General features: G+C 63.9%; 24 protein-coding genes and 1 tRNA gene. 13 read left to right on the forward strand and 12 right to left on the reverse strand.

The window, feature by feature from the left end; genetic code table 11:
* Position 1: 1 nt before the first annotated feature.
* From FRF71_RS03590 to FRF71_RS03600, 3 genes are all read left to right on the forward strand, one after another.
* Positions 2 to 1,936: a sensor histidine kinase gene (locus FRF71_RS03590; protein WP_147089277.1), complete on the forward strand. Its 1,935-nt coding sequence runs from the start codon at positions 2 to 4 to the stop codon at positions 1,934 to 1,936.
* Entirely contained in the window at positions 1,933 to 2,367 is a 435-nt protein-coding gene (locus tag FRF71_RS03595; protein WP_192900025.1) for a response regulator, read from the forward strand. The genes FRF71_RS03590 and FRF71_RS03595 overlap by 4 nt, the downstream gene beginning before the upstream one ends.
* 433 nt (positions 2,368 to 2,800) lie before the next feature.
* Positions 2,801 to 3,790 carry a class I SAM-dependent methyltransferase gene (locus FRF71_RS03600; RefSeq protein ID WP_147089278.1) on the forward strand — a complete coding sequence of 330 codons (990 nt, stop codon included), beginning with the start codon at positions 2,801 to 2,803 and terminating at the stop codon, positions 3,788 to 3,790.
* A 165-nt stretch (positions 3,791 to 3,955) separates the two neighbouring features.
* On the opposite strand, the gene FRF71_RS03605 is transcribed toward FRF71_RS03600, so the two are convergent.
* From FRF71_RS03605 to FRF71_RS03620, 4 genes are all read right to left on the reverse strand, one after another.
* Positions 3,956 to 4,031 (reverse strand) — tRNA-Lys (locus FRF71_RS03605).
* 25 nt (positions 4,032 to 4,056) lie between these two features.
* A complete protein-coding gene (gene folK, locus FRF71_RS03610; RefSeq protein WP_147089279.1) occupies positions 4,057 to 4,551 on the reverse strand; it encodes a 2-amino-4-hydroxy-6-hydroxymethyldihydropteridine diphosphokinase in 495 nt (164 codons plus the stop codon).
* Between the two features lie 3 nt (positions 4,552 to 4,554).
* Positions 4,555 to 5,406, reverse strand: coding sequence for an N-carbamoylputrescine amidase (aguB, locus tag FRF71_RS03615; RefSeq protein ID WP_147089280.1), 852 nt, complete (start codon positions 5,404 to 5,406; stop codon positions 4,555 to 4,557).
* 32 nt (positions 5,407 to 5,438) lie between these two features.
* A complete protein-coding gene (locus FRF71_RS03620; RefSeq protein ID WP_147089281.1) occupies positions 5,439 to 6,290 on the reverse strand; it encodes a class I SAM-dependent methyltransferase in 852 nt (283 codons plus the stop codon).
* A gap of 110 nt (positions 6,291 to 6,400) precedes the next feature.
* On the opposite strand from FRF71_RS03620, the gene msrA reads away from it, so the two are divergent.
* Positions 6,401 to 6,931 (forward strand): peptide-methionine (S)-S-oxide reductase MsrA, encoded by a 531-nt coding sequence (gene msrA, locus FRF71_RS03625; RefSeq protein ID WP_147089282.1) that lies wholly within the window; start codon positions 6,401 to 6,403, stop codon positions 6,929 to 6,931.
* On the opposite strand, the gene FRF71_RS03630 is transcribed toward msrA, so the two are convergent.
* Positions 6,928 to 7,434, reverse strand: coding sequence for a winged helix DNA-binding protein (locus tag FRF71_RS03630; RefSeq protein WP_147089283.1), 507 nt, complete (start codon positions 7,432 to 7,434; stop codon positions 6,928 to 6,930). The two genes, msrA and FRF71_RS03630, sit on opposite strands and share 4 nt — an antisense overlap.
* A 146-nt stretch (positions 7,435 to 7,580) precedes the next feature.
* Positions 7,581 to 8,810 (reverse strand): RsmB/NOP family class I SAM-dependent RNA methyltransferase, encoded by a 1,230-nt coding sequence (locus FRF71_RS03635; protein ID WP_147089284.1) that lies wholly within the window; start codon positions 8,808 to 8,810, stop codon positions 7,581 to 7,583.
* 47 nt (positions 8,811 to 8,857) lie between these two features.
* Here FRF71_RS03635 and FRF71_RS03640 point away from each other — a divergent pair, with 47 nt between their 5' ends.
* On the forward strand, positions 8,858 to 9,025 hold the full coding sequence (locus FRF71_RS03640) for a DUF1674 domain-containing protein (RefSeq protein WP_147089285.1): 168 nt from the start codon (positions 8,858 to 8,860) through the stop codon (positions 9,023 to 9,025).
* 125 nt (positions 9,026 to 9,150) lie between these two features.
* Positions 9,151 to 11,088, forward strand: coding sequence for an ATP-dependent zinc metalloprotease FtsH (gene ftsH, locus FRF71_RS03645; RefSeq protein WP_147089286.1), 1,938 nt, complete (start codon positions 9,151 to 9,153; stop codon positions 11,086 to 11,088).
* A 22-nt stretch (positions 11,089 to 11,110) separates the two neighbouring features.
* On the opposite strand, the gene FRF71_RS03650 is transcribed toward ftsH, so the two are convergent.
* Positions 11,111 to 12,184, reverse strand: a complete 1,074-nt coding sequence (locus tag FRF71_RS03650; RefSeq protein WP_147089287.1) for a DUF3667 domain-containing protein — start codon at positions 12,182 to 12,184, stop codon at positions 11,111 to 11,113.
* An 87-nt stretch (positions 12,185 to 12,271) separates the two neighbouring features.
* Between FRF71_RS03650 and FRF71_RS03655 the strand changes: the two genes are divergently transcribed.
* Positions 12,272 to 12,637, forward strand: coding sequence for a hypothetical protein (locus FRF71_RS03655; RefSeq protein WP_147089288.1), 366 nt, complete (start codon positions 12,272 to 12,274; stop codon positions 12,635 to 12,637).
* 69 nt (positions 12,638 to 12,706) lie between these two features.
* Here FRF71_RS03655 and rpoZ read toward each other — a convergent pair whose 3' ends face one another.
* Both rpoZ and FRF71_RS03665 read right to left on the reverse strand, forming a co-directional pair.
* Complete coding sequence (rpoZ, locus tag FRF71_RS03660; protein WP_147089289.1) at positions 12,707 to 13,051, reverse strand: DNA-directed RNA polymerase subunit omega; 345 nt, start codon at positions 13,049 to 13,051, stop codon at positions 12,707 to 12,709.
* A 100-nt stretch (positions 13,052 to 13,151) separates the two neighbouring features.
* On the reverse strand, positions 13,152 to 14,660 hold the full coding sequence (locus FRF71_RS03665) for a replicative DNA helicase (protein ID WP_147089290.1): 1,509 nt from the start codon (positions 14,658 to 14,660) through the stop codon (positions 13,152 to 13,154).
* Positions 14,661 to 14,776: 116 nt separating this feature from the next.
* On the opposite strand from FRF71_RS03665, the gene FRF71_RS03670 reads away from it, so the two are divergent.
* Genes FRF71_RS03670 through FRF71_RS03680 form a run of 3 tightly spaced genes read left to right on the forward strand, consistent with a single transcriptional unit; the run spans position 14,777 to position 16,425 of the window.
* Positions 14,777 to 15,259 carry a UPF0262 family protein gene (locus FRF71_RS03670; protein ID WP_147089291.1) on the forward strand — a complete coding sequence of 161 codons (483 nt, stop codon included), beginning with the start codon at positions 14,777 to 14,779 and terminating at the stop codon, positions 15,257 to 15,259.
* A 25-nt stretch (positions 15,260 to 15,284) separates the two neighbouring features.
* Entirely contained in the window at positions 15,285 to 15,983 is a 699-nt protein-coding gene (locus FRF71_RS03675) for a glycoside hydrolase family 25 protein (protein ID WP_147089292.1), read from the forward strand.
* 19 nt (positions 15,984 to 16,002) lie between these two features.
* The gene (locus FRF71_RS03680; protein WP_147089293.1) at positions 16,003 to 16,425 is read left to right on the forward strand and encodes a cytidine deaminase; all 423 of its coding nucleotides are present in this window, start codon (positions 16,003 to 16,005) and stop codon (positions 16,423 to 16,425) included.
* Here FRF71_RS03680 and FRF71_RS03685 read toward each other — a convergent pair.
* The 3 genes from FRF71_RS03685 to FRF71_RS03695 are packed head-to-tail and all read right to left on the reverse strand — an operon-like array spanning position 16,422 to position 18,920.
* On the reverse strand, positions 16,422 to 17,558 hold the full coding sequence (locus FRF71_RS03685; protein ID WP_147089294.1) for a M14 family metallopeptidase: 1,137 nt from the start codon (positions 17,556 to 17,558) through the stop codon (positions 16,422 to 16,424). The two genes, FRF71_RS03680 and FRF71_RS03685, sit on opposite strands and share 4 nt — an antisense overlap.
* Positions 17,555 to 18,148, reverse strand: a complete 594-nt coding sequence (locus FRF71_RS03690) for a DUF4136 domain-containing protein (protein ID WP_147089295.1) — start codon at positions 18,146 to 18,148, stop codon at positions 17,555 to 17,557. Before FRF71_RS03690 ends, FRF71_RS03685 begins: the two co-directional genes overlap by 4 nt.
* A gap of 55 nt (positions 18,149 to 18,203) precedes the next feature.
* Positions 18,204 to 18,920, reverse strand: a complete 717-nt coding sequence (locus tag FRF71_RS03695) for a DUF4136 domain-containing protein (RefSeq protein WP_147089296.1) — start codon at positions 18,918 to 18,920, stop codon at positions 18,204 to 18,206.
* 133 nt (positions 18,921 to 19,053) lie between these two features.
* Between FRF71_RS03695 and galE the strand changes: the two genes are divergently transcribed.
* The 3 genes from galE to ykgO all read left to right on the forward strand — a co-directional run bounded on the left by galE (position 19,054) and on the right by ykgO (position 21,969).
* The gene (galE, locus tag FRF71_RS03700) at positions 19,054 to 20,058 is read left to right on the forward strand and encodes a UDP-glucose 4-epimerase GalE (RefSeq protein WP_147089297.1); all 1,005 of its coding nucleotides are present in this window, start codon (positions 19,054 to 19,056) and stop codon (positions 20,056 to 20,058) included.
* Between the two features lie 73 nt (positions 20,059 to 20,131).
* Positions 20,132 to 21,748: a M20/M25/M40 family metallo-hydrolase gene (locus FRF71_RS03705; protein WP_238339403.1), complete on the forward strand. Its 1,617-nt coding sequence runs from the start codon at positions 20,132 to 20,134 to the stop codon at positions 21,746 to 21,748.
* Between the two features lie 95 nt (positions 21,749 to 21,843).
* Positions 21,844 to 21,969, forward strand: coding sequence for a type B 50S ribosomal protein L36 (gene ykgO / locus FRF71_RS03710; protein ID WP_003046794.1), 126 nt, complete (start codon positions 21,844 to 21,846; stop codon positions 21,967 to 21,969).
* The last annotated feature ends 38 nt before the right edge of the window (positions 21,970 to 22,007 follow it).

The following is a 22,007-nucleotide window of genomic DNA, read 5'->3' on the forward strand; positions in this document are numbered from 1 at the left end:
AATGCCTGCGCGCCGCATGACCCGCTTCTGGGCTGACCGCCGCCTGGCGCTGAAGGGTCTGGTGGTGATCGCACTGCCGCTGGCGATCCTGCTCGGCGCGCTGGTTTCGCTCTACATCGCCAGCAATGCCGAGGTTCGAGCTGAAAACGACGTGCGCCGCGCCTTCGCGATCCAGCGCGATACCTATCAGGTCCATGCCCTGCTGGCTGAGGCCGCTGCCGGCGTGCGCGGCTATGCCCTGACTGGGCAGGAGCGATTCCTTGAACCCTATCGCAAGGCCGAGGCGAGCCTGCCGCCCACCATGGTCCGGCTCGACCAGGCGATCCGCGACCGCGAGGTGCGCGAACGCTTCAACCGGATCAACGAACTGACCGCCCGCAAACGCGAAGGTCTGAAGAGCATTGTCGACCTGGCCCGCAATGGCAACCGGGCCGCGATCGAACCGGCGCTGGTCTCCAACAAGATCGTGCTCGACGCCATGCGCCAGGAAATCGAGCTGATTCAGCGCCGCGAAGGCGTGCTGCTCGATCAGCGCCGGGCGCGCGTGGACGAAGTGCGCGGCCGCTTCCTGCTGCTGACTGCGATCAGCGCGGTGGTCGGCCTGCTCGGCAGCCTGGCGGCGGTTTACCTGTTCTCCACCGGGATCGTGCGCCGCGTCCAGATACTCGAAGCCAATGCCGAACTGCTCGCGCGGGGCGAGGAACTGGCTGAAATGCCCGATGATGCCGACGAGATCGGCCGTCTGGCGCAGCGCATGGCTCGGGCCAGCGCCCTCCTCCGTGGCCGCGAGCAGGCTCTGCGTGAGAGCGAGGAGCGCTTCCGCCTGGTGATCGAGGAAGTGCAGGACTACGGCATTTTCGCGCTCGATCCCCAGGGCGTGGTCACCTCTTGGAACCTCGGCGCGCAGCGGATCAAGGGCTGGGAAGCCGAGGAGATCCTGGGCCACCACTTCAGCCGGTTCTATCCCGAAGAGACCCGCGGCCACCTGCCCGCGCAGATGCTGGAACGTGCCCGCCGCGATGGCACAGCCGAGGACGAGGGCTGGCGGCTGCGCAAGGATGGCAGCCCGTTCTGGGCCAACGTGGTAATCACTGCCCTGCACGATGAACACGGCGCGCTGCGCGGCTTTGCCAAGGTTACCCGCGACATGACCGAGCGCCGCCGCAGCGAGGAAGCGCTGCGCTTTGCCCGCGAAGAAGCGATCGCCGCGAATCTCGCCAAGAGCGAGTTCCTCTCACGCACCAGCCACGAATTGCGCACGCCGATGTCGGCGATCCTCGGTTTCGGGCAACTGCTCGAGCTGGACGAGGACCAGTTCGAGCCCCGCCACCGCGAGGCGCTGAGCCAGATCATGAAGGCGGGGCGCCACCTGCTTTCGCTGATCAACGACCTGCTCGATATCTCAAGCATCGAGGCCGGCGGAGCTGAGCTGAACCTTGAGCAGATCGATCTTGGTGAGCTGCTGCAGGAAGTCCACGGCCTCGCCGCCCCGATTGTCGCCACGGCCGGCCTCAAATTCGTGCTTGAGCAGCCGGCCGAGCCATTGGTCGCCTGGGCTGATCGGCGGCGTGTGGTCCAGGTCATGCTCAACCTGGTCTCCAATGCCGCCAAGTACAATCGCACGGGCAGCCAGGTACGCCTCACTTGCTCCTCCAAGGGTCGCGACATCCGGGTCGAGGTGGAAGATGACGGCACGGGCGTCGCCAGCAGCGAAGTATCGCGCCTGTTTACGCCGTTCGACCGGCTGGGCCAGCAGAGCCGGGCGAAAGTTGATGGCACCGGGTTGGGCCTCGCGCTCTCCAAACGGCTGGTGGAATCGATGGGTGGTCAGATTGGCTACGAAGCGCCGGAACAGGGGGCGCGGTTCTGGTTCACACTCCCCAGCCGCGCCCGCTCCAGCTCGGCCCGGAGCAAGGCAGGAAAGCAGAGGGCATGAGCGGCAACCTGATCGATAGCGCCGAGATCCGCAGCCGGCGCATCCTGATCGTCGATGACGAGGACGCCAACGTCCTCTTGCTGGCCAGCGTGCTGGAGCGCGAGGGCTATACCGACATTCACGCGATCACCGATCCAACCACCGCGCTCGAGGCCTTTGTTCAGCTTGAGCCCGACCTGGTGCTGCTTGACCTGATGATGCCCGAGGTCGACGGCTTCCAGCTGCTTGAAGCCTTCAAGCGCCATGACCGCCCGGACGAGTTCCGTCCGGTGCTGGTCCTGACCGCCGACAGCACCATCGCCGCCCGCCGGCGCGCCCTGGCGCTGGGGGCTAAGGACTTTGTCTCAAAACCCTTCGACGTGATCGAGATCGCATTGCGGATTGCGAACCTGCTGGAAACACGCATCCTCTATCAGCGGCTGCGCGGCTGAGTGTGATGGTCAGCCCAGGTGGGTTCGAACCTGCTTCCTGCTGATTGACCAACAGCCGGTCGGTACACGGCTCGCGAAGGACAGGGGTAACAGGCCAAACGCCGAGGCCTCCTGTCCCGGCCAGAGCGGCAATCGACAGCTCCTTGATGCGCTGTCACTTGTGCTCGGACTGCGAATAGCAGTCCGATTATTGTCATTCAGGACTGCCCTGCCGCCGCATCGTTGACGCCGGCCCGCAGCGTTTGTTCTATCCTTGCGAGAGCCCGCACCGGTCCCGCCGCGCAGCCCGAGCTCCCGCTTGGAGAAGCAGATGGGTGTGCCCTGGAGCAGGATCATCAGCAGAGTTCGACATCGCCGATCACGGCATTTCCTCGATCTTTCAATGCGATAAATCGAACAATCCGGACCATAAGAAACCAACAAGAGACAAAAGATGCCAGATGATCCGATGCCAACAGATCGCGTCACTGCTCCACTGGTAATGCAAGAAGCCAGGCTATTGATTAGGAACGAGTTTTCGAACCTCGACATCCATCAACAATACTTCAATGCATATGCTCGGCTGCAGAAAAAAGATCCACTCAACAGGACTTTAATGTTGGGTACCGATCAACGAGACAAGATGATCCCAGCAATAAAGCGCATTCTTGCTGACATGGGCGAAGCACCGAAAACCATTCTCGATATTGGCTGCGGCGATGAAGCAACGTTTGAGCTATTCTCCGATAGCATCCCGCAAGGTTCAAAAATCGATATACTTGATCCAAACCCGGATTACATCGATGCGTACACAATGCGATTACGCAATTGGGACAATATAACTCTGCGACAGAGCATTACAGAGGATTTTTCTCCGCGCGACAAAATTGATAGCGGAAAAATCCGAATTTCAGACGATTATGATATCATCTTTGTCGTTCATTCCCTCTATTTTTTCCCTGACCTCTTCGTTGACTTTGCATTTCTCTATGAGAAGCTAAGACCCGACGGGGTGATGATAGTTATATTTGCGGATGAGACGGTATCTTTTACTGGCGCCTGTTTTGAAGCTTATACTGAGCGCTATGATCGCCAGACTTTGGAAGCGCACAAGCGCGCTTGCGCGGAGCGGTTATCGCTGCTTGGCGATAAGCCGCATGCAAGCATCGGTTCCGCGCCGGTTTTCGCAGGGGCGAGCATTACAGTAGAGCGTCAAGATACAAGACTTTACGGACACTCTATTGGCGACCTGATAGCCCTTTCCAATATCTCGGGCCTCATCGCTTACGAAGGCGTTGAGAAGTTCGATGCGGCTGCGGACATTCTGACTTCCAGGCCAGAGCGGGTATCACTGCGGGTAGAGTTGGATGCCTCCACGCCCCGTTACGGCATGCTAAGTGTCGGTCAGCCGCAGATTATCGGCACCATCAGAAAGCCAAGCTAGGGCCATAGCGCCAGAGTTTTGCTTCGATCGCTTCGCACGCCAGCGCCGGCAATCCTTGGAACCGACCTGGGTGAAGGCGCTGATGGTGGCAACGCGGCGGTAGCTGCGTTTCGCAGCAAGTCCTCGGGGATTACCTGGTTCGCGGGAGCGTCATGATCGAAGGGTTGGTGAGCCCTGCTGGGTTCGAACCAGCGACCTACTGATTAAAAGTCAGTTGCTCTACCGACTGAGCTAAGGGCCCCTACCGTGCTTGCGGACGGGAGCGCTCACCTAGGCATGGGGCGGGGGCGGGTCAAGCGGGCCTTGAGTTGACGCAGCGAAAGATTGGTCAGCGGGTCGCGCCAGACGGGTGCCAGGGCCAGGGCCGGGGTCAGCACGAAATCGCGTTCGCGAAATGCAGCGTGCGGAATGGTAAGCCCGGGCGAGGACCAGGCGCCGCCGCTCCACAATACCAGGTCGAGATCAAGTACTCGGGAGGCCCAGCGCTGCCCGCCTGGCCGCCGCCCGAATTGGCGCTCAATGGTCTTGAGCAGGTTCAACAGTTCATCAGGCGCAAGTTCGGTCACGACCAGCGCGGCGCTGTTGGCGTAGCGGCGTAGTGAGGGGCCTAGCGGGGCATTGGCCAGAACCGGCGCAGCAGCCGCAATTTCCACGCCCGCCTCGGCCAGCGCGGCCAGCGCCGCACGCAGCACCTGCGGCGGCGAGCCGTGGCGGTGGTGGCGCTTGTTCGAACCCAGCGCGATCAGATAGCGCTGGCGCAAAGTTCAGATGTCCTGCGCGATCCGGCCGTAGAGCTGGGGGCGGCGATCACGGAAGAAGCCCATACCGGCGCGGTGTCTTGCCGCGCGAGTCAGGTCGAGCCGCTGGACGAGCACGCCGGATTCGTCAGCGCCAAACTCTTCTACCAGATCACCCCATTCGTCGGTGATGAAGGAATGGCCGTAGAACCGCTGCCCGTCTTCGGTGCCGATCCGGTTGGCGGCGACCACCGGCATACAGTTCGACACCGCATGGCCCTGCATCGCCCGCCGCCACATCCGGCTGGTGTCGAGATCGGCATCATAAGGTTCGCTGCCGATGGCGGTGGGATAGAATAACACTTCGGCCCCAAGCAGCGCCAAGACACGGGCGGTTTCGGGGTACCACTGGTCCCAGCAGATACCGACGCCCAGCTTGTGGCCGAAAGCGTTCCAGACCTTGAAGCCATCATTGCCCGGGCGGAAATAGTACTTCTCTTCATAGCCCGGCCCGTCGGGGATGTGACTCTTGCGGTAAGTCCCCTGGATCTGACCATCGGGATCGATCCAGGCGAGCGTGTTGTAATAATGGTGCCCGTCGCGCTCAAAGAAGCTGGTCGGGATCGCGACGTTCAGCTTTGCGGCAAGGGCCTGCATCGCCACGACCGAGGGGTGCTCGGTCTTCGGCCGCGCCAGAGCGAACAGCGCCTCGTCCTCCTGCTTGCAGAAATAGGGGCCGGAAAAGAGCTCGGGCGGCAGAATCACCTGCGCGCCCTGCCCGGCCGCCTGCTCCACCAGTGCGGTGACAGCGGCAATATTCTCGGCCTCGTCAGAGGAGCCAAGCGGCAATTGCAGGGCGGCGACAGTGAGCATGCTCATGCCGCCGCACTTAGGTTACGAAGCGCTGCTCATCAAGGACGCTTGCGGAACAGCAGCGTCATCCGGTCGCTCTCGCCGATCGCCTGGAGCCGCGCCTTGTCCTCTTCCTTGGCGCCGCGCAGCATCGGCGGCAGGGTCCAGACGCCGCCTTCCCAGTTGGCCGGGTCCTTCTTGTTGGCATTGGCCTCGCTCTTGCCGACATAGGTGAAGCCGTTCACTTCCATGAACTTGATCACATCGGCCTCGCGCAGATAGCCCTTGCTGCCATCGGTATAGGAATAGGGCGCGTCCGGCTTGGCGCGGTGCTGTTCGATCCCGATCATGCCACCAGGCTTCAGCAGTTCGCGCATCGCCTTGATTTCGCGGTCGGCGATGTTCCAGCGCAGCAGGTTGTGCATCATCCGCATCACCAGAATGCGGTCAAAGGTGCCCTTTTCGGCATCGGGCAGCTTCTCCAGCGTCATCGCCGAGAAACGCTCGGCCGGGAGGCCGGAGGCGGCGGCGACATCGGCCGGGTACTTGGCCGCACCATCGCGGATGCCCTTCTGAGCGGCTTCACTGAATGCGCCGGACGTGGGATCGAAATAGAGTCCGACCAGCTTGCCCTTGGGGCCGAGATAAAGGCCCAGCAGGCGCGAGTACCACTCACCGCCGGGGGCATATTCACCCACCTTCATATCCGGCGCGACCTGGAAGAATTCCAGCGTTTCGGCCGGACGGCGATACTGGTCGCGGGCCTTGTCCTTGTCGCGCAGCGGGCTGGCGACCGCGGCGGCGATTTCGGCCTTGATTGCCTTGGTCTGGGCGGGGGCGGTCTGAGCCGCGGCGGTAACCGAAGGGGCGGCAAAAGCGAAAGCAGACAGCAGCAAGATGGCACGGCGCATGGGGGGAAGTCCTCTCCGGGGGAAACTGCCGGCAAGTTAGGGTCCAAAGCCCAGATGACAAGGCGGTCCTTCGTTCCTATCTCCGCGCTCACAGACGAAAGGCATGATTGATGGCTGAAGCAATTTTTGCAGGTGGATGCTTCTGGTGCACCGAGGCGGTGTTCCGCTCGATCGCGGGGGTTTCCGCGGTGGAAAGCGGCTATATCGGCGGGACCGTTCCGCACCCGACCTACAAGGCGGTCTGCACCGGCACGACCGGCCATGCCGAAGCGATCAAGCTGACTTTCGATCCGGCCGTGGTGTCCTTCGCCGACCTGCTCGACATCCACATGGGCACCCATGATCCGACGCAGCTCAATCGCCAGGGCAACGATATCGGTACCCAGTACCGCACCGCGCTGTTCCCGCTCGACGAAGCGCAGCGCGCCGAATGCGAGGCCGGGATCGCGCGCTGGAATGCGGCCCATCCGGGGGAGCAGGCCGTCACCACGATTGAGGGGCCGGCGGAATGGTATCCGGCCGAGGACTATCACCAGGAGTACTGGCAGGGCGAAGGCCAGCGGAACCCCTATTGCCTGGCTGTGATCCCGCCCAAGCTGGCCAAGCTGCAGAAGGGCTTTTCCGAAAAGCTGAAAGGCTAGGGCGATCCGCCAGCCTGCCGCGCGACATCGGCAAAATAGCGGGCCATGGCCAAGGCACCCTTGCGCGACAAGCCGACAAAGCGCCGCCGGCGATCGCGCGCATCGGCGGTTCGTTCGATCAGACCGAGTTCTTCCAGCACCCCGATATAACGCAGCGCGGTCGTGCTGGGCACGCCCGAAGCAATGCAGAGCGAGGTGACCGAGACCAGCCGGTGTTCGGCCCTCGCTGCCGCCAGATCGAGCAGCATGTCCCAGACCGGATCGGCGAAGAGATCTGGTCCGAAATGCTGCGCGCGCATCTGGCGATAGCGGATGATCCGGCGGACCAAGCGTGGATCAGGCAGCGGATCCACCAAGTTATGGGCAAGTTGGGCTTCGGTGACGGCACCCGGCTCGGTTCGATCGGCACCGTCGAACTTGAATGGACTGCGCGTGCTGCCAACTGTTCGGGAATTGGTGAAGGAACTCAGCTGGTTGGTCAGACTGAGTAACTCCTCAGCCATGCGCTCCACGTGCGCTATCAGCCTCTTCTCGTCTTCAAGCACCAACGGCTAACCTGCCATCCCAAGACTTGTTCCCAGCCGGGCTGGGTGCATCCCCAGTCGCGAACGCAGTCACGCTGGCGCTGATATTGGCCCAGGCCGGTCGGCTAACACTGCCATCGCGCTATGAAAAAGCCGTCCAATCCGCCGAGATCGGCGAGCAGGCCTGGATCGGTGCGGAGCCAGCCTTCGTCGGTCGCGGTCAGATTGGCGGGAAGTTCCTCCCCGCGGATCGGGTCAGGCGTCAGCGTAACCGTGACCGCCTGATCCTCGCCCTCCTCGCGTTCGAGCGAGCAGGTAGCATAGACCAGATGGCCACCGGGCTTGACCCAACGCTGAGCCCGCTCGAGTAGCGCGGCCTGCAATTGGGCCAGTTCGGCAACCTGGCGCGGGCCGATGCGGTGGAGCACGTCGGGATGGCGGCGGCAGGTGCCGGTTGCCGTACAGGGCGCATCGAGCAAGACCGCGTCGAACGGTCCTGCCGGTTCCCACTGCAAGGCATCGGCCTGGACCAGTTCGGCCGAGAGGCCGGTGCGCGTCAGGTTCTCCTGCATCCGCTGAAGCCGCTTGGCCCCGGCATCGAGCGCGGTGACCTGCCAGCCCGCCGCGGCTAGCTGCATGGTCTTGCCGCCGGGCGCGGCGCACAGATCAAGCACCGTCCGCCCTTCACCCGGACCAAGCAGACGCGCCGGCAGGCTGGCGGCCAGGTCCTGCACCCACCAGGCGCCATCCTTGAAGCCTTCCAGCCGTTCGACCGCCGTGCCGCGTTCCAGCCGGACATGGCCCGGCAATAGGCTGGTTCCGCCGAGCCGCTCGGCCCATTCGGCACTCGTTGCTGGATCGCGCAAGGTCAGGTCGAGCGGCGGCGGCACGGCCAACCCTGCCGCAACTGCTCCGGCTCGCTCGCCCCACCGCTCCAGCACTTTTGTGGGCAGGGTGGGCACGGCGGGCAAGGTCACCCCGCGCTTTACCAAGGTTGAAAAGACCCCGTGCGCCAGCCGTCGCGGCCCGCCCGCCAGCAGCGGCAGGCCGGTCGCGATCACGGCATGCGGCGGGGTTTCCAGTCGCAACCAACCGGCGAGCATCAGCCGCAGTGCCATGCGCGGCTTGGCATCTTCGGGCAGGATTTGCCGCGTGGCGCTATCAATCAGGGCGTCGAGATCGATCAGCCAGCGCAGCGCCTCGCCAGCCAAGGCGCGGGCCAGCGCGCGGTCGGCATAGGCGCGAACGCCCTGCAAGGCCGGTTGTGCCGCCTGATCGAGCGTCTCGCCCCGGCGCAGTACGGCATCGAGCAGCTTCAGCGCAGCCTTGCGCGCGGGGAGACCGGGAATATCCATTGCTGCTGCCCCTAGACGCAGGCGTCTGCAATAGCCAGATAGGCACCATGACCAAGCGCGCCACCCATCGTCCGCAAACCTTCACCAAGCCGGCCCACTGGAGCGATGCGCCCGCGCCCCAGCCGCAGGAAGCCAAGGCAGAAGAGGACCCGGCGGGCCTTTCCCCAACCCGCTACGGCGATTGGGAACGGAACGGGATCGCGGTCGATTTCTGAATTGCCGCCGCAGCGCCCGATTTCTGAAATCGGCAACCCGGCGCAAACGGCTTTCTGCAAGTCGCCGCAAACTTGCGCTTAAGGTTCTCGCGCCTACATAGGTGTGACGAAAGGATGCGATACGCATGAATGACGATCAGCCGAGCGGCAATCCGTGGATCAAGACCATGCTGGTGTGGGGCGGGATTTTCCTGGCCTTGCTGCTGGTGGTGACCATGCTGGGCTCGCGCGGGGACGCGCCGGGGCCGCAGATCGGCTATTCCGATTTCCGCAGCCGGGTGGCCGAAGGAACTGTCGACAGCGTCCAGATCAGCGAAACCAAGATCCTCGGCAAATACAAGAACGGCGGTACGTTCTCGACCGTTCCGGTGCCAAACGACCCGACCTTGCAGCCGCTGCTGCAGGACAACGGCGTTAAGTATGAAGGTAAGTCGAGCGAGGAAGGCAACTTGCTGGTCTACATCCTGGTCCAGACCCTGCCCTTCCTGCTGATCCTGGGCATTGCCTTTTTCGCGTTGCGCCAGGTCCAGAAGGGCGGCGGCGGCGGGGCCATGGGCTTTGGCAAGTCCAAGGCCAAGCTGCTGACCGAACGCCAGGGCCGCGTGACCTTTGCCGATGTCGCCGGGATCGACGAAGCGCGCGAAGAGCTACAGGAAATCGTCGAATTCCTGCGCGATCCGCAGCGTTTTTCCAAGCTTGGCGGCCAGATTCCGAAGGGCGCGCTGCTGGTCGGCTCGCCGGGTACCGGCAAGACGCTGCTGGCCCGCGCCATTGCGGGTGAAGCCGGCGTGCCGTTCTTCACCATCTCGGGCTCGGACTTTGTCGAAATGTTCGTCGGCGTCGGCGCCAGTCGCGTCCGCGACATGTTCGAACAGGCCAAGAAGAACGCGCCGTGCATCGTCTTCATCGACGAAATTGACGCGGTCGGCCGCCACCGCGGCCATGGCCTGGGCAATTCGAACGATGAGCGCGAGCAGACGCTGAACCAGCTGCTGGTCGAGATGGACGGGTTCGAGGCCAACGAAGGCATCATCATTATCGCCGCGACCAACCGCCCCGACGTACTCGACCCGGCGCTGCTGCGCCCTGGCCGGTTCGACCGCCAGGTCGTGGTACCGGTGCCCGATGTCGATGGGCGTGAGCAGATCCTGGCCGTCCACATGAAGAAGGTCCCGCTGGCGCCGGACGTCAACCCGCGCGTGATTGCGCGCGGCACCCCCGGTTTCTCGGGTGCGGACCTTGCCAACCTGGTCAACGAGGCTGCCCTGCTGGCCGCGCGCCGCAACAAGCGCCTGGTTGCGATGCAGGAGTTCGAGGACGCCAAGGACAAGGTCATGATGGGCGCCGAACGTCGTTCGATGGTCATGACCGAGGACGAGAAGCGGATGACCGCTTACCACGAGGCCGGCCATGCCATCGTCTCGGTCAAGGAAGCGGCGTCCGATCCGATCCACAAGGCGACTATCATCCCGCGCGGCCGGGCGCTGGGCATGGTGATGCGCCTGCCGGAGCGGGACAGCTATTCCTACCACCGTGACAAGATGCACGCGAACCTTTCGGTCGCGATGGGCGGGCGCGTGGCGGAAGAACTGATCTTCGGCCATGACAAGGTCAGCTCAGGCGCCAGCTCGGACATCCAGTATGCCACCAGCCTGGCCCGCAACATGGTCACGCAGTGGGGCATGTCGGACAAGCTTGGCCCACTGCAGTATGAGGAAACCCAGGAAGGTTACCTTGGCTATGGCGGCAGCCAACGGACCTTCCGCTCGGGCAAGACCAACGACCTGATCGATGCCGAGATCAAGGGCCTGGTCGAAGGGGCGCACAAGCGCGCCACGGACATCCTCAAGACCCACGAGGACAAGCTGCACCTGCTGGCCAATGCCCTACTGGAGTACGAAACCCTGACCGGCGACGAGATCAACCAGCTGATGGATAGCGGCAAGCTTGATCGCCCCGATCGGCCAAGCGGCCCGGCTTCACCCAGCCCAGTCAAGGGTTCGGCCATCCCCAAGGCCGGCAAGCGCTTCAACGGCGGCGACGCGGCGGCCCAGGGCGCCTGATGCACTATGCGCTGGTGGTGATTTAGACCGCCACCAGCAGCGTCAGTACCGTCGCAAACAGCCCCAATACCGTGAAGGCGAAGGCGGCCAGGAACCAGGTGCGGCACCAGGCCCCGAACCGGCCCAGACCATAGGCATCGCGCAACTGGCGATAGATGTGGAACGGCGCATAGAAGAACAGCGCGCCCACCAGGACGCCGGCCCCGCCCCATACCGTTAGCACGCTGATAGCGGCCAGCAAAAGCAGCATGAAGCTGAGCGAATAGGTCACGAAGACCGTGTGATCATAAAGGTGGAACCGGCGGCTGAACGGGAACAGCAGCCACATGAACGGCACCGATAGCGGAATCAGCAGCCACGAAAACTTGTAGGCACTGTTCTGCAGCTTGTAGATCGTCAGTTCGGGGTTCTCGCGCGCGTGCTGCCAGGCGCGATTGATTGCATCGGCAGCAGACTTTTCCGCTGCCGTATTGGCGGAGGCGATATCGGTCGGCAGCTCCCCGCCCTTGGCAACCTGGATCACCTTGACAGCATTGCGTGCGCCCTCAACGTCCTTCTCCAGCCGTGCCAGGTCCCCGCCTTTCCCGGCCTTGGCATCGGCCAGTTTGGCCTCAGCCGTGGCCTGGGCCTGGATCGCTTCCTGCTCGGCCTCGCTGATCCCCTGTTCAATGCCCTTGTTCTGGCCCTGGTTGTTGAAGCCAATCGGGCTGCCGAGCAGGTTGAAGACCGCAAAGGTCAGGAAGACCACGAACAGAAACAGCGCGATCGGGCTGACATAGCTCGCGCGGCGCCCATCGATGTATTCGCGCGTCAGCCGTCCTGGACGCCAGGCCAGCAGCGGCAAGGTCCGCCAGATCTTGCCCTCGAAATGGAACACGCCGTGCAGCAGGTCATGAAAGAAGGCACCAAGCGTCTTGTGGACATGCGCTGGCTGCCCACAGGCATGACAGTGGCTGCCAATCAGCACGGTACCACAGTTGAGGCAGGCCTGCTCGTGGGTATGGCCATCATCCGGCCCTTCGCCATGCGCTGGTTCCACGGCCCGGGCCGTCAGTACGCCCTGGGCCAGATCACCAATAAAGTCCGTGCCGCTCATCGCCTTATCTCCACCGCCCGGTTGTTCATGGTCTTGTCAGCCGCGCGCGGTCAAGCCATCCAGTGCAAAACGATCTGGGAGAATTAAATGCGCCGTCTTGCCCTTTTTGCCTTGCTGATGGCCACGCCGGCCATGGCGACGACCGGCGATATGTCGGTCGCGACCTTTCTGTCCAAGGCCGATGCGCTCAAGGCCAAGGGGCTGATGGCGCTCGGCTCGTCCGACATCAAGTTGCTCCGGGCCGAGGGTCAGGCTGCGGGCATGGCCTATGGCGCACGGCTGCAGCAGGAACGCGCCGCCGGCAAGCCCAGCTCCTGCCCGCCCAAGGGCGCGCGCCCATCGTCAAACGAAGTGCTGGCCCACCTGCGCACTTATCCGGCTGCCAAGCGGGCGAATATGACGATGAAGGCGGCGATGGCCGACTACTTCATCAAGACCTATCCCTGTAACTGATCGTCACAGCAAAACGGCCCGCTTCCAGTCTGGAAGCGGGCCGTTTGCGGGCAACATGCGTGGCTGAAATCAGCCGTCGTAATCGCCGCCCAGCGAGGTATTGCGGACCGGGGCCGCGGCGGTGATCCGCAGCGCTTCGGCCGACTGGCTGAGCGAGCCGATGTCATCCACCTCGTCATCGTCTTCGGGCAGGACGCGCTGCAGCGAGTTGATGACGGTTTCCTTGAGCAGGTCAGGACGTACGGTCTGCTCAGCGATTTCGCGCAGGGCGACGACCGGGTTCTTGTCACGATCGCGGTCGATGGTCAGTTCCGCACCGCCCGAGATTTCGCGGGCACGCTGGGCAGCCATCAGCACCAGGTCGAAACGGTTCGGGATCTTGTCGACGCAATCTTCAACGGTAACGCGCGCCATCGGGCACTCCAGTTCAGTGAAATCCGGGAATGATCGGCTGTTACGCGCCGCGCGATTCGCAAGTCAAGAAAAAAACATTTAAATTATTGTTTTCTAATATTTATTCGTAGGACTCGTAACTCCGCGAATCGGGCGCCAGATTGCCGAACTTGGTGAACTCGCTTTGGAAGTGCAGGTAGACGTTCCCGGTCGAGCCGTGGCGCTGCTTGGCGATGATCACGGTGGCCTTGTTCACCACTTCGAGGTGGCGCTGCATCCAGGCATCGTATTTGGCAATCGCATCGCTGCCGCTGGTCTCGCTCGGCTCGTCGGGCTTGGCCGCGTTGTGGTAATACTCCTCGCGGAAAATGAACCAGACCATGTCGGCGTCCTGCTCGATCGAGCCGCTCTCGCGCAGGTCCGCCAGCTGCGGGCGCTTGTCCTCGCGGCTTTCGACCGCGCGGCTGAGCTGCGACAGGGCGATCACCGGGACCGACAGCTCCTTGGCCAGGGTCTTGAGACCGCGGCTGATCTCCGAGATTTCGTTGACGCGATTGTCATTGGCCCGGCCCGATCCTTGCAGCAGCTGCAGATAGTCGATCACGATCAGGCCAATATCGTGCTTGCGCTTTAGCCGGCGGGCACGGGTGCGCAGCGCGGCGATCGACAGCGCGGGCGTATCGTCGATGTAGAGCGGCAGTTCGGCCAGGCGCTGGCTGGCGAAGGAGATCTTCTGGAAATCCTCGCGGCTGATCTTGCCCATGCGCAGCCGCTCGCTGCTGATCTCGGCCTGTTCGGCCAGGATACGCGTGGCCAGCTGGTCGGCGCTCATTTCCAGGCTGAAGAAGGCGACCGGCGCGCCGACCGACTTCTTGGGATCGATCCCGTCGGCAAGGTCACGCAGGTAACGCTCGGCGCAGTTGAAGGCGATATTGGTGACGAGCGAGGTTTTGCCCATCGCCGGACGGCCAGCGAGGATGATCAGGTCCGAATCGTGCAGGCCGCCGATCTTGGAATTGAGATCGTCGAGGCCGGTCGTCAGGCCCGAGATGTGGCCGCCTGAATTGAGCGCCTTTTCGATCTGGGTGATCGCGGCCAGGCTTGAGCTGCGAAACGTCTGCGCCTCGCTACCGACCGAGGCCCCTTCGGCCACCCGGTAAAGCGCGGCTTCGGCCCGGGCGACCTGTTCCAGCGGCTCGACGCTTTCCGAGGTATCGAGCGCATCGTTGACCAGCGTGCGACCAACCGAAACCAGTTCGCGCAGCAGCGCCAGGTCATAGATCTGCTCGGCCAGCTCGCGCGGCGCGAGCAGACCCTGGCCATCGGCGGTCAGCCGCGCGAGGTAGGAGGCGCCGCCCAGTTCCTTCAGCGCCTCATCCGCCTCGAAATAGGGCTTCAGCGTGACCGGGGTGACCACCGCCTTGCGATCAAGCAGCTGCAGGATCCGGTCATAGATCCGGACATGGGCCGGCTCGAAGAAGTGATCGGGCCTGAGCGGCGTAACCAGTTCTTCAATCACCCGGTTGTCGATCAAGGCCGCGCCCAGAAACGCCGCCTCGGCTTCCACGTTGGCGGGCAGCGCGCGGGCGGCGGCTTCATCGGGACGGGCAAAGGGGATCGGTTCGGCCATGGGAGGCGATCAATGCGCCGGGACCGGAGTCAGTGCAAGCAGTGCGGTGAACGGTTTTCATCCACAGCCTGTGGAGACTTGCCGCGCCATTTCGCATCTGCGAAAGATGCCCCGCCATGGGGGACGCACGGATCATCCATATCGAGCTCGACGAGGCCACAATCCTGTGGCGCAACGCCGATATCGAGCAGGAACGGCGGATCGCCATCTTCGACCTGATCGAGGAAAATACCTTCAAGCCGCTGCGCGCCTGGGAGGCCGGGCACCAGGGCCCTTACCGGCTGCGCCTGTCGGTCGCCGATGGGCGGTTGGCGCTGGAAATCGCCAGCGAGGATGGCCAGCAGCTCGAATCGCTCATCCTTGGCCTCGGCCGGTTTCGCCGCCCGATCCGTGACTATTTCGCGATCTGCGATTCCTATTACCAGGCGATCCGCAAGGCGACCGCGGCCGAGATCGAGACCATCGACATGGCCCGCCGCGGGGTTCACAACGAGGCAGCGGAACTGCTGCTGGAGCGGCTGGAGGGCAAGGTCGAAACCGATTTTGCCACGGCACGGCGGCTGTTCACCCTGATTTGCGTCCTGCATATCAGGGGCTAGCAGGGCAAAAGGGTCAGCGGGTAATATGGCAAGAAAGAAGAACGGCCGGCTGCGGCTGCGCTTGGTCGGCGTCGTACTGCTGCTGGCCCTGGCAGGCAGCGGCTGGGCTTGGTGGCATCTGGCAGGCTGGACCCCGTCGCGCACCGAATTTCCCGTCCAGGGCGTGGAAGTGGGCGGCGAGGATGGCCCGGTTGACTGGGTGGCGCTGAAGGCCGTCGGGGCAGACTTTGCCTATCTCGATGCCTCGGCCAGCGCCTTTGCCCGCGATCCCCAGTTCGTCGAGAACCTTGAAGGTGCCAAGGCCGCCAAGCTGCAATGGGGGGCGGTGCACCGCTATGATCCCTGCCAGCCGGCTGACAAGCAGGCGGCCAATTTTGTCACCGTCGTCCCGCGCGACAGCGCGATGCTTCCGGCGGCCGTATGGCTTGACCAATTGGCCGACGATTGCCCGATCAAGGTCAGCGACGCCGCAGTGGAGAGCGAGCTCACCACCTTCCTCAACCAGATCGAGACCCACACCGGCAAGGCCGCGATCCTCAAGGTCTCACGCAGTTTCGAGCGCCGCTACAAGATCGCCGCGCGGGTCGATCGCAATGTATGGCTGGAGCAATTGCGCTTTCAGCCTGACTATGCCGGCCGGCCCTGGGCGCTGTGGACCGCCAATGATCGGCTCTCCGTTCCGGCCCTGACCGGCGGGGTGCGCTGGGTGGTGGTGCAGCCCTGACCCGGCTATAGCGTCCGACATGACCCATGACCGCGACACCCTGATCGCCGCCGCCAAGGCCGCTCAGGCAAAGGCCTATGCGCCCTATTCGAACTTCCACGTCGGCGCCGCCCTGGGCTTTGCCGATGGCAGCGTGGTAACCGGCGCCAATGCGGAGAACGCCAGCTATGGCCTGGCGCTCTGCGCCGAAACCAATGCCGTCGCCAAGGCGATGAACGAGGGCCGGCGCGGCGGACTGGAAGCCGTTGCCGTGGTTGGCGGGATGCATGGGAACCCCGGCCCCACCGTCACCCCCTGCGGTCGCTGCCGCCAGGTGCTGAACGAGCTCGCTCAACTGGGCGAGACTGACCCGGTGATCTGGTGCTCGGGCCAGGACGAAGTGCTGGAACTCAAGCTTTCAGCCCTGCTGCCCCACGCCTTCGGCCCTGCGAACCTAGGCTAAGCGTCAAGCCACTCCAGCAGCGCCGCCATGCAATCGCGGCCCAGCTGGGCCGAGCGTTCGGGCGACCAGCCCTGCGCCAGATCGGGCAGGTCGTGGTTGTCCTTGAACGGCATTTCCAGCGTCATCGAAACCGCGCCGAAGCGTTCGGCAAGCTGGTTGGTGCTCATCGCCAAGTTGGCCCGGCCAGGCCCGGAAACCGGATAGCCCAGCTTCGTCTGGAAATCGGGCGTACGCCGATCCAGGATCGCCTTGTACCGGTCAAACCCGCCCTGCTGCTCAGAGTTGGCCGAAGGAATACCTTCGAACCCGGCAAGGAACACCGCCGGGATCGCCTCGTCGCCGTGGACATCCATTGCGAAATCGACACCGGTCGCGTCCATCGCGGCGCGGATCGCCAGGACCTCGGGCGATTGCTCGGCCGTCGGGTTGTTCCATTCGCGGTTTAGGTTCACGCCCAGCGAATTGGTGCGCAGGTTGCCGCGCACCGAGCCATCGGGATTGGCATTGGGCACGACATGAAACGTGCAGTGCTGACGCAGCGCACGGCCAACCGGGTCGGCCGGATCGGTCAGGCAATCGAGCGCGCCCTCCATCCACCATTCGGCCATCGATTCGCCCGGATGCTGGCGAGCATAGAGCCAGACCTGCTTGGGGCCCGTACCGAAATCGAGGCAATCGATCGAGCGGCCGTCATGGCTGCGGCCGAGCACGCGATGCGAAACACCATCGGCCAGGGCCGTGCTGGCGATCAGGTCCTGGTGCCGTTCCCAGGAATAAGGCGCGAAATAGGCAAACCAGGCAAGATCGCCGGCTGGCTGGTAACGGATCGTCAGCGTGCCGCCGTCCTCATCAGGATCATAGCTGCTGGCCGCGCGGCCCCAGTATTCGCGGTCCTCGCTGACCGCGGCGTTATAGCCCGGCCAGCCGCCGGGATAGGCCGAGGCGGCAAGGCCCGTCAGCTTCAGTTCCAAGGCGCGCCCGGCAGCATTGCCGACGCGAAAGTGGAACCACTGAAAGAAGTCGGAATTGGTATCCTTGCGGATCGCCAGCCGTGCGGTTGCACCGGCGATGGCAAGGACTTCGATGTTGCCACTATCGAAAGCGGCGTCGATCTGGATATCAGGTGCGGTCATTTGACCGCGATAGTCTCACCCGATTGTCCGGGGAAGCCCTTGAACAGGGCTTCCGCCATCTTTGCTGCCCCAAGCGAGGTAGCAGCCAGCGGGGAGCCGCTGCGCACCGTGAAATTCGCGCGGCCTTCCCACAATGCCGTGCCGCTGGCCCGGTCGCGGATGATCACGCCCAGATCGGTCCGGACCTGCTCCGACGGACGCGGTGAAAGGTTGATGCCGATGCCGACGCCCAGGCCCGAGCCATAGGAGCCAGTCGAACCGCCGACCCCGACGCTGACTGGACCGCCCGAACGCTCGGGCCGGTAGCTTTCGCGCGACAGCCGCAGCTGAGCCACCTGGGTGCTGGCCGTACCGGCCGGAACAGTGGAGTAGCCGATCAGCGCCAACTGGCGCTCGATCGCCGCCTGATAGGCTTTCCATTCAAGCGAGGCGCCATCATGGCCCGGCGCCGGCTCGACCGCGATCGTGCCCTTGCCCAGCGGCGCAATATCCTGCGCGTGGAACCGCGTCACCTCGACCGGGCCGGTCGGCGCGACGCAGCCGGTCAGGGCCAGGCTGAGGATCATGGCGGGGAGTAGCAGGCGCTTCATCTGACGACCCTTTCGTGCAGCCAGTGTGAATTCGTTCCCGCCCATAGGCAAGCGCCTAACGCGCAGCCAGCGGTTCGCCCGTGCGCGTGGGGAAGCCATCGAACAGCGCGGCGGCCAATCTGGTGGCAATCGCCTGATCGCCCCAGCGGCCGTCGCCCTCGCGGGTCAAGATCTCGGCCCGGCCCTCCCACAGCACCTGCCGGCTGGCGCGGTCGCGGATGCGGGTCTCAAGCCGGGTCGAGATCAGCGCGCTGCGCGGCTTTGAAGCATCATAACGCAGCGCACCGCCAAAGAAGGTGCCGCGGTTGGAAACGCCCACTTCCATTGCACCGCTAAGCGGCTTGCCCTTTTGTTCTGCCGGTTCGGCTTCGCTGCGGACCAACCGCACTTCGGCGATCTGGCCGCCTGAAGCGGACCCGAGCGTATCGTAACCGGCTCCGGCCAGCTGGCTTTCGACCGCAGCCTCAAAAGTCGCGGCGATCCGGTTGTCTGGCACTGGATCCTGATCGGCCGGCCTGACCACGGCGATTGCCCCATGGCTGAGCGCGCCGGCAGCGTCACCTTCGGCGCGGAACCGAGCGACATCGACCTTGCCCTCGCGCGCGGCGGCGGCGCGCCGCAACGAGCGCTCCACATCGCGGCCTTCGCCCCAGCGCGGCTCGTCCCAGCCCGGTCCGGATGGCCCGGTCCGCTGAGCCAGCACCGTGGTTCCGGTTCCCGCCAGGGCGAGCACGATAGCTGCGGCGGCGAGCGAAAAGCGAGTGTGCGGCATGAAAATCCTTGGCAGACGGGCAGGCTGCCTCTGCACCGGCTTTCGCGCTGGCAACATTGCGCAGGGCTGAATACGATTGAACGCGCGCTATGGTTAACCACTTGATCGCGCGGTTGTGCTAGGGGCGCGAACGATGCCGCAGAAACTACCCGTCCTGGTTACCGGCGGCGCCGGCTACATCGGCAGCCATGCCGTCCTCGCGCTCACGGACGCCGGATGGCCGGTCACCGTGATCGACAATCTGACCACTGGCTTCCGCTTTGCAGTGCCCGATGGTGTGCCGCTTTATGAAGGCGATATCGCCGATACCGACCTGCTCGCGCGGATCTTCGCCGACCAGGGCATAGCGGCAGTGATGCATTTCGCCGGGTCAATCATCGTGCCGGAATCGGTCGAGAACCCGCTGAAGTACTATTCAAACAACACGGCGAAGAGCCGCGCGCTGATTGAGGCTGCGGTTACGGCCGGCGTGCCGCACTTCATCTTCAGCTCAACTGCAGCGACCTATGGTGTGCCCGAGGTTTCGCCGGTTCACGAGGACAGCCCCAAGGCACCGATCAATCCCTATGGCATGTCCAAGCTGATGACCGAGATCATGCTGGGCGATGTCGCCAAGGCGCACCCGATCAACTTCTGTGCGCTGCGCTATTTCAACGTGGCCGGCGCCGATCCGCTGGCCCGCACCGGCCAGTCAACTGCCGGGGCAACGCATCTGATCAAGGTCGCGGTCGAGGCGGCGCTGGGCAAAAGGGCCAAGGTCGACGTATTCGGGACCGATTTCGACACGCCCGACGGCACCGGGGTGCGCGATTACATCCACGTTTCCGACCTGGTGAATGCCCACGTGCTGGCGCTGGAAGCGTTGATCGAGCAGCCGCAGCGCTCCCTCACGATGAACTGCGGCTATGGTCAGGGCTATTCGGTGCTGGAGGTGCTCGACGCGGTCGACCGGGTGACCAACCAGAAGATCAACCGCGTGCTGGGGCCGCGCCGTGCGGGCGATCCCGATTCGCTGATTTCGGACAATGCCCGGATCAAGGCCACCCTGCCGTGGGTGCCAAAGTACGCCAACCTGGACACAATCGTGCAGCATGCGCTGGCCTGGGAACGGCGACTGGACGAAATCCGCGGCGGATAGTCTTTCGATCCCCTTGGCCTGACCGGGTGGCTGTGCCAGCAAGCTGGCCTGACCAGATGGGGGAGATGACTTGATGATCCGAAATGCCTTGCTCGGCAGTGCGACCGCGTTGGCTTTGGTGGCCGCAACCCCGGCTCCGCTGCGGGCCGATGCCAGCGATGCCCAGGTCGCCGCCGTGATCGACGAAGGCCTCAATCGCAGCGAGGCCATGGTGACCGCGTCGCAGCTAATGGACGGGATCGGTCCGCGCCTGACCAATTCGCAGAACTATCGTCGCGCGGCTGACTGGGCGACGGCGCGGATGGCCGCGATCGGCCTGCAGAACGTGCACCGCGAAGGCTTTGATTTTGGCCTGGGCTGGAACATCGAGAGCTATCGCGCGACGATGGTCAGCCCGCGCAGGATCGACCTGATGGCGATCCCGGTTGCCTGGTCACCGCCCACCGACGGCGTGCTGCGCGCCGGCGTGGTGGTCGCGCCGATGAGCAAGGTCGAACACTTTGCCGCCTGGAAAGGCAAGCTCGCTGGCAAGGTGGTGATGATCAGCCTGCCGGGCGCGACCAGCGAATCCACCAAGCCGGTGTTCCAGCGCTTCGATGATAAGCAGATCAGCGAATATGATCGCTATGACCTTCCCAGTTTCGATCCTGCCACCGCCGATCGCCGGGCCAAGCGCACCAACTTTCCGCTGGAGCTGAGCCGATTCCTCAAGGCCGAAGGTGCGCTGGCGATGATCCGGATCAGCTACCGCGATGGCATGCTGGTCCATGGCGAGGGTTACAACTATCGCCCCGGCGAGACCTTGGCCTTGCCGGCTTTCGAAGTCGCGGCCGAAGACTATCGCCGCCTGGTACGTCTTGCCGCCGGGGGCCCTGCCCCGGAAATCGAGCTGCAACTCAATGCCAGGTTCGATGACAGCACGCTTCAGGCCGAAAACCTCTTTGGTGATATCACGGGCAGCGACCCCAAGGCCGGCTATGTCATGGCCGGCGCCCACTTTGATAGCTGGATCGCCGGCGATGGCGCAGCCGACAATGGCGCGGGCAGCGTCGTGGTGCTCGAAGCAGCGCGCATTCTCCAGCGACTGGGCGTCAAGCCGCGCCGTACGATCCGTTTCGCCCTCTGGGCCGGGGAGGAACAAGGCCTGCTTGGCAGCCGCGCCTACATCGAGCGCTACCTGGCAACCCGCCCGGTCGATCCCAAGCTGACCGGCATCGCCGCCTACAGCGCCTGGTCGCAGGCCTGGCCGATTGCGCCCAAGCCTGGCTATGCGGAGCTCAAGGCCTATTTCAACCTCGACAATGGCGGCGGCAAGGTGCGCGGTATCTATGCCGAAAACAACATCGCGGCCGAGCCAATGCTCAAGAAGTGGCTCAGCCCGTTCGAAGGCATGGGCGCCAGCCGCGTGGTGACGAGCAAGACCGGCGGCACCGACCACGTCTATCTGCAGGCGATCGGCTTGCCGGGCTATCAGTTCATCCAGGACCCGCTCGATTACGACAGCCGGGTCCACCATTCGAACCTCGACACGCTTGATCACCTGCGCGGCGATGACCTGCGCCAGGCGGCGACGATCATGGCGGCGATGCTGTTGCAGGCCGCCAACAGCGACAAGGACCTGCCGCGCATGCCGCTGCCGTCCAAGCCGGTACCGACCGACCCGTTCAAGGTCCGCGATCCGGACGAATAAGCCAGTTAGGGGCGACTCATTGGTTGACTTCCCGATGAGTCGCCCGTAACGGCCCGGCTTCAGTTTTCCGCGGTTAAGCCGCACCCGAGGACATCATGAAGATTCGCAACAGCCTCAAGTCGCTCAAGGACCGCCACCGGGATAACCGCGTGATCCGCCGCCGTGGCCGGACCTATGTGATCAACAAGACCAACCGCCGCTTCAAGGCGCGCCAGGGCTAAACCTGTGCGGCAGGGCCATAGCCCTGCGCTGAAGTCTG

Origin of the sequence: Novosphingobium ginsenosidimutans (assembly GCF_007954425.1) — a bacterium.
In the GTDB taxonomy this organism is placed as follows: Bacteria; Pseudomonadota; Alphaproteobacteria; order Sphingomonadales; family Sphingomonadaceae; genus Novosphingobium; species Novosphingobium ginsenosidimutans.

What these genes read in the sequence shown, in the direction of transcription:
- FRF71_RS03590 (WP_147089277.1), top strand. Translation starts at nt 2, where the DNA reads ATGCCTGCGCGCCGCATGACCCGCTTCTGGGCTGACCGCCGCCTGGCG.
- FRF71_RS03595 (WP_192900025.1), top strand. Translation starts at nt 1,933, where the DNA reads ATGAGCGGCAACCTGATCGATAGCGCCGAGATCCGCAGCCGGCGCATC.
- FRF71_RS03600 (WP_147089278.1), top strand. Translation starts at nt 2,801, where the DNA reads ATGCCAGATGATCCGATGCCAACAGATCGCGTCACTGCTCCACTGGTA.
- aguB (WP_147089280.1), bottom strand. Translation starts at nt 5,406, where the DNA reads ATGAGCATGCTCACTGTCGCCGCCCTGCAATTGCCGCTTGGCTCCTCT.
- FRF71_RS03620 (WP_147089281.1), bottom strand. Translation starts at nt 6,290, where the DNA reads ATGCGCCGTGCCATCTTGCTGCTGTCTGCTTTCGCTTTTGCCGCCCCT.
- msrA (WP_147089282.1), top strand. Translation starts at nt 6,401, where the DNA reads ATGGCTGAAGCAATTTTTGCAGGTGGATGCTTCTGGTGCACCGAGGCG.
- FRF71_RS03630 (WP_147089283.1), bottom strand. Translation starts at nt 7,434, where the DNA reads ATGGCTGAGGAGTTACTCAGTCTGACCAACCAGCTGAGTTCCTTCACC.
- FRF71_RS03635 (WP_147089284.1), bottom strand. Translation starts at nt 8,810, where the DNA reads ATGGATATTCCCGGTCTCCCCGCGCGCAAGGCTGCGCTGAAGCTGCTC.
- FRF71_RS03640 (WP_147089285.1), top strand. Translation starts at nt 8,858, where the DNA reads ATGACCAAGCGCGCCACCCATCGTCCGCAAACCTTCACCAAGCCGGCC.
- ftsH (WP_147089286.1), top strand. Translation starts at nt 9,151, where the DNA reads ATGAATGACGATCAGCCGAGCGGCAATCCGTGGATCAAGACCATGCTG.
- FRF71_RS03650 (WP_147089287.1), bottom strand. Translation starts at nt 12,184, where the DNA reads ATGAGCGGCACGGACTTTATTGGTGATCTGGCCCAGGGCGTACTGACG.
- FRF71_RS03655 (WP_147089288.1), top strand. Translation starts at nt 12,272, where the DNA reads ATGCGCCGTCTTGCCCTTTTTGCCTTGCTGATGGCCACGCCGGCCATG.
- rpoZ (WP_147089289.1), bottom strand. Translation starts at nt 13,051, where the DNA reads ATGGCGCGCGTTACCGTTGAAGATTGCGTCGACAAGATCCCGAACCGT.
- FRF71_RS03665 (WP_147089290.1), bottom strand. Translation starts at nt 14,660, where the DNA reads ATGGCCGAACCGATCCCCTTTGCCCGTCCCGATGAAGCCGCCGCCCGC.
- FRF71_RS03670 (WP_147089291.1), top strand. Translation starts at nt 14,777, where the DNA reads ATGGGGGACGCACGGATCATCCATATCGAGCTCGACGAGGCCACAATC.
- FRF71_RS03675 (WP_147089292.1), top strand. Translation starts at nt 15,285, where the DNA reads ATGGCAAGAAAGAAGAACGGCCGGCTGCGGCTGCGCTTGGTCGGCGTC.
- FRF71_RS03680 (WP_147089293.1), top strand. Translation starts at nt 16,003, where the DNA reads ATGACCCATGACCGCGACACCCTGATCGCCGCCGCCAAGGCCGCTCAG.
- FRF71_RS03685 (WP_147089294.1), bottom strand. Translation starts at nt 17,558, where the DNA reads ATGACCGCACCTGATATCCAGATCGACGCCGCTTTCGATAGTGGCAAC.
- FRF71_RS03690 (WP_147089295.1), bottom strand. Translation starts at nt 18,148, where the DNA reads ATGAAGCGCCTGCTACTCCCCGCCATGATCCTCAGCCTGGCCCTGACC.
- FRF71_RS03695 (WP_147089296.1), bottom strand. Translation starts at nt 18,920, where the DNA reads ATGCCGCACACTCGCTTTTCGCTCGCCGCCGCAGCTATCGTGCTCGCC.
- galE (WP_147089297.1), top strand. Translation starts at nt 19,054, where the DNA reads ATGCCGCAGAAACTACCCGTCCTGGTTACCGGCGGCGCCGGCTACATC.
- FRF71_RS03705 (WP_238339403.1), top strand. Translation starts at nt 20,132, where the DNA reads ATGATCCGAAATGCCTTGCTCGGCAGTGCGACCGCGTTGGCTTTGGTG.
- ykgO (WP_003046794.1), top strand. Translation starts at nt 21,844, where the DNA reads ATGAAGATTCGCAACAGCCTCAAGTCGCTCAAGGACCGCCACCGGGAT.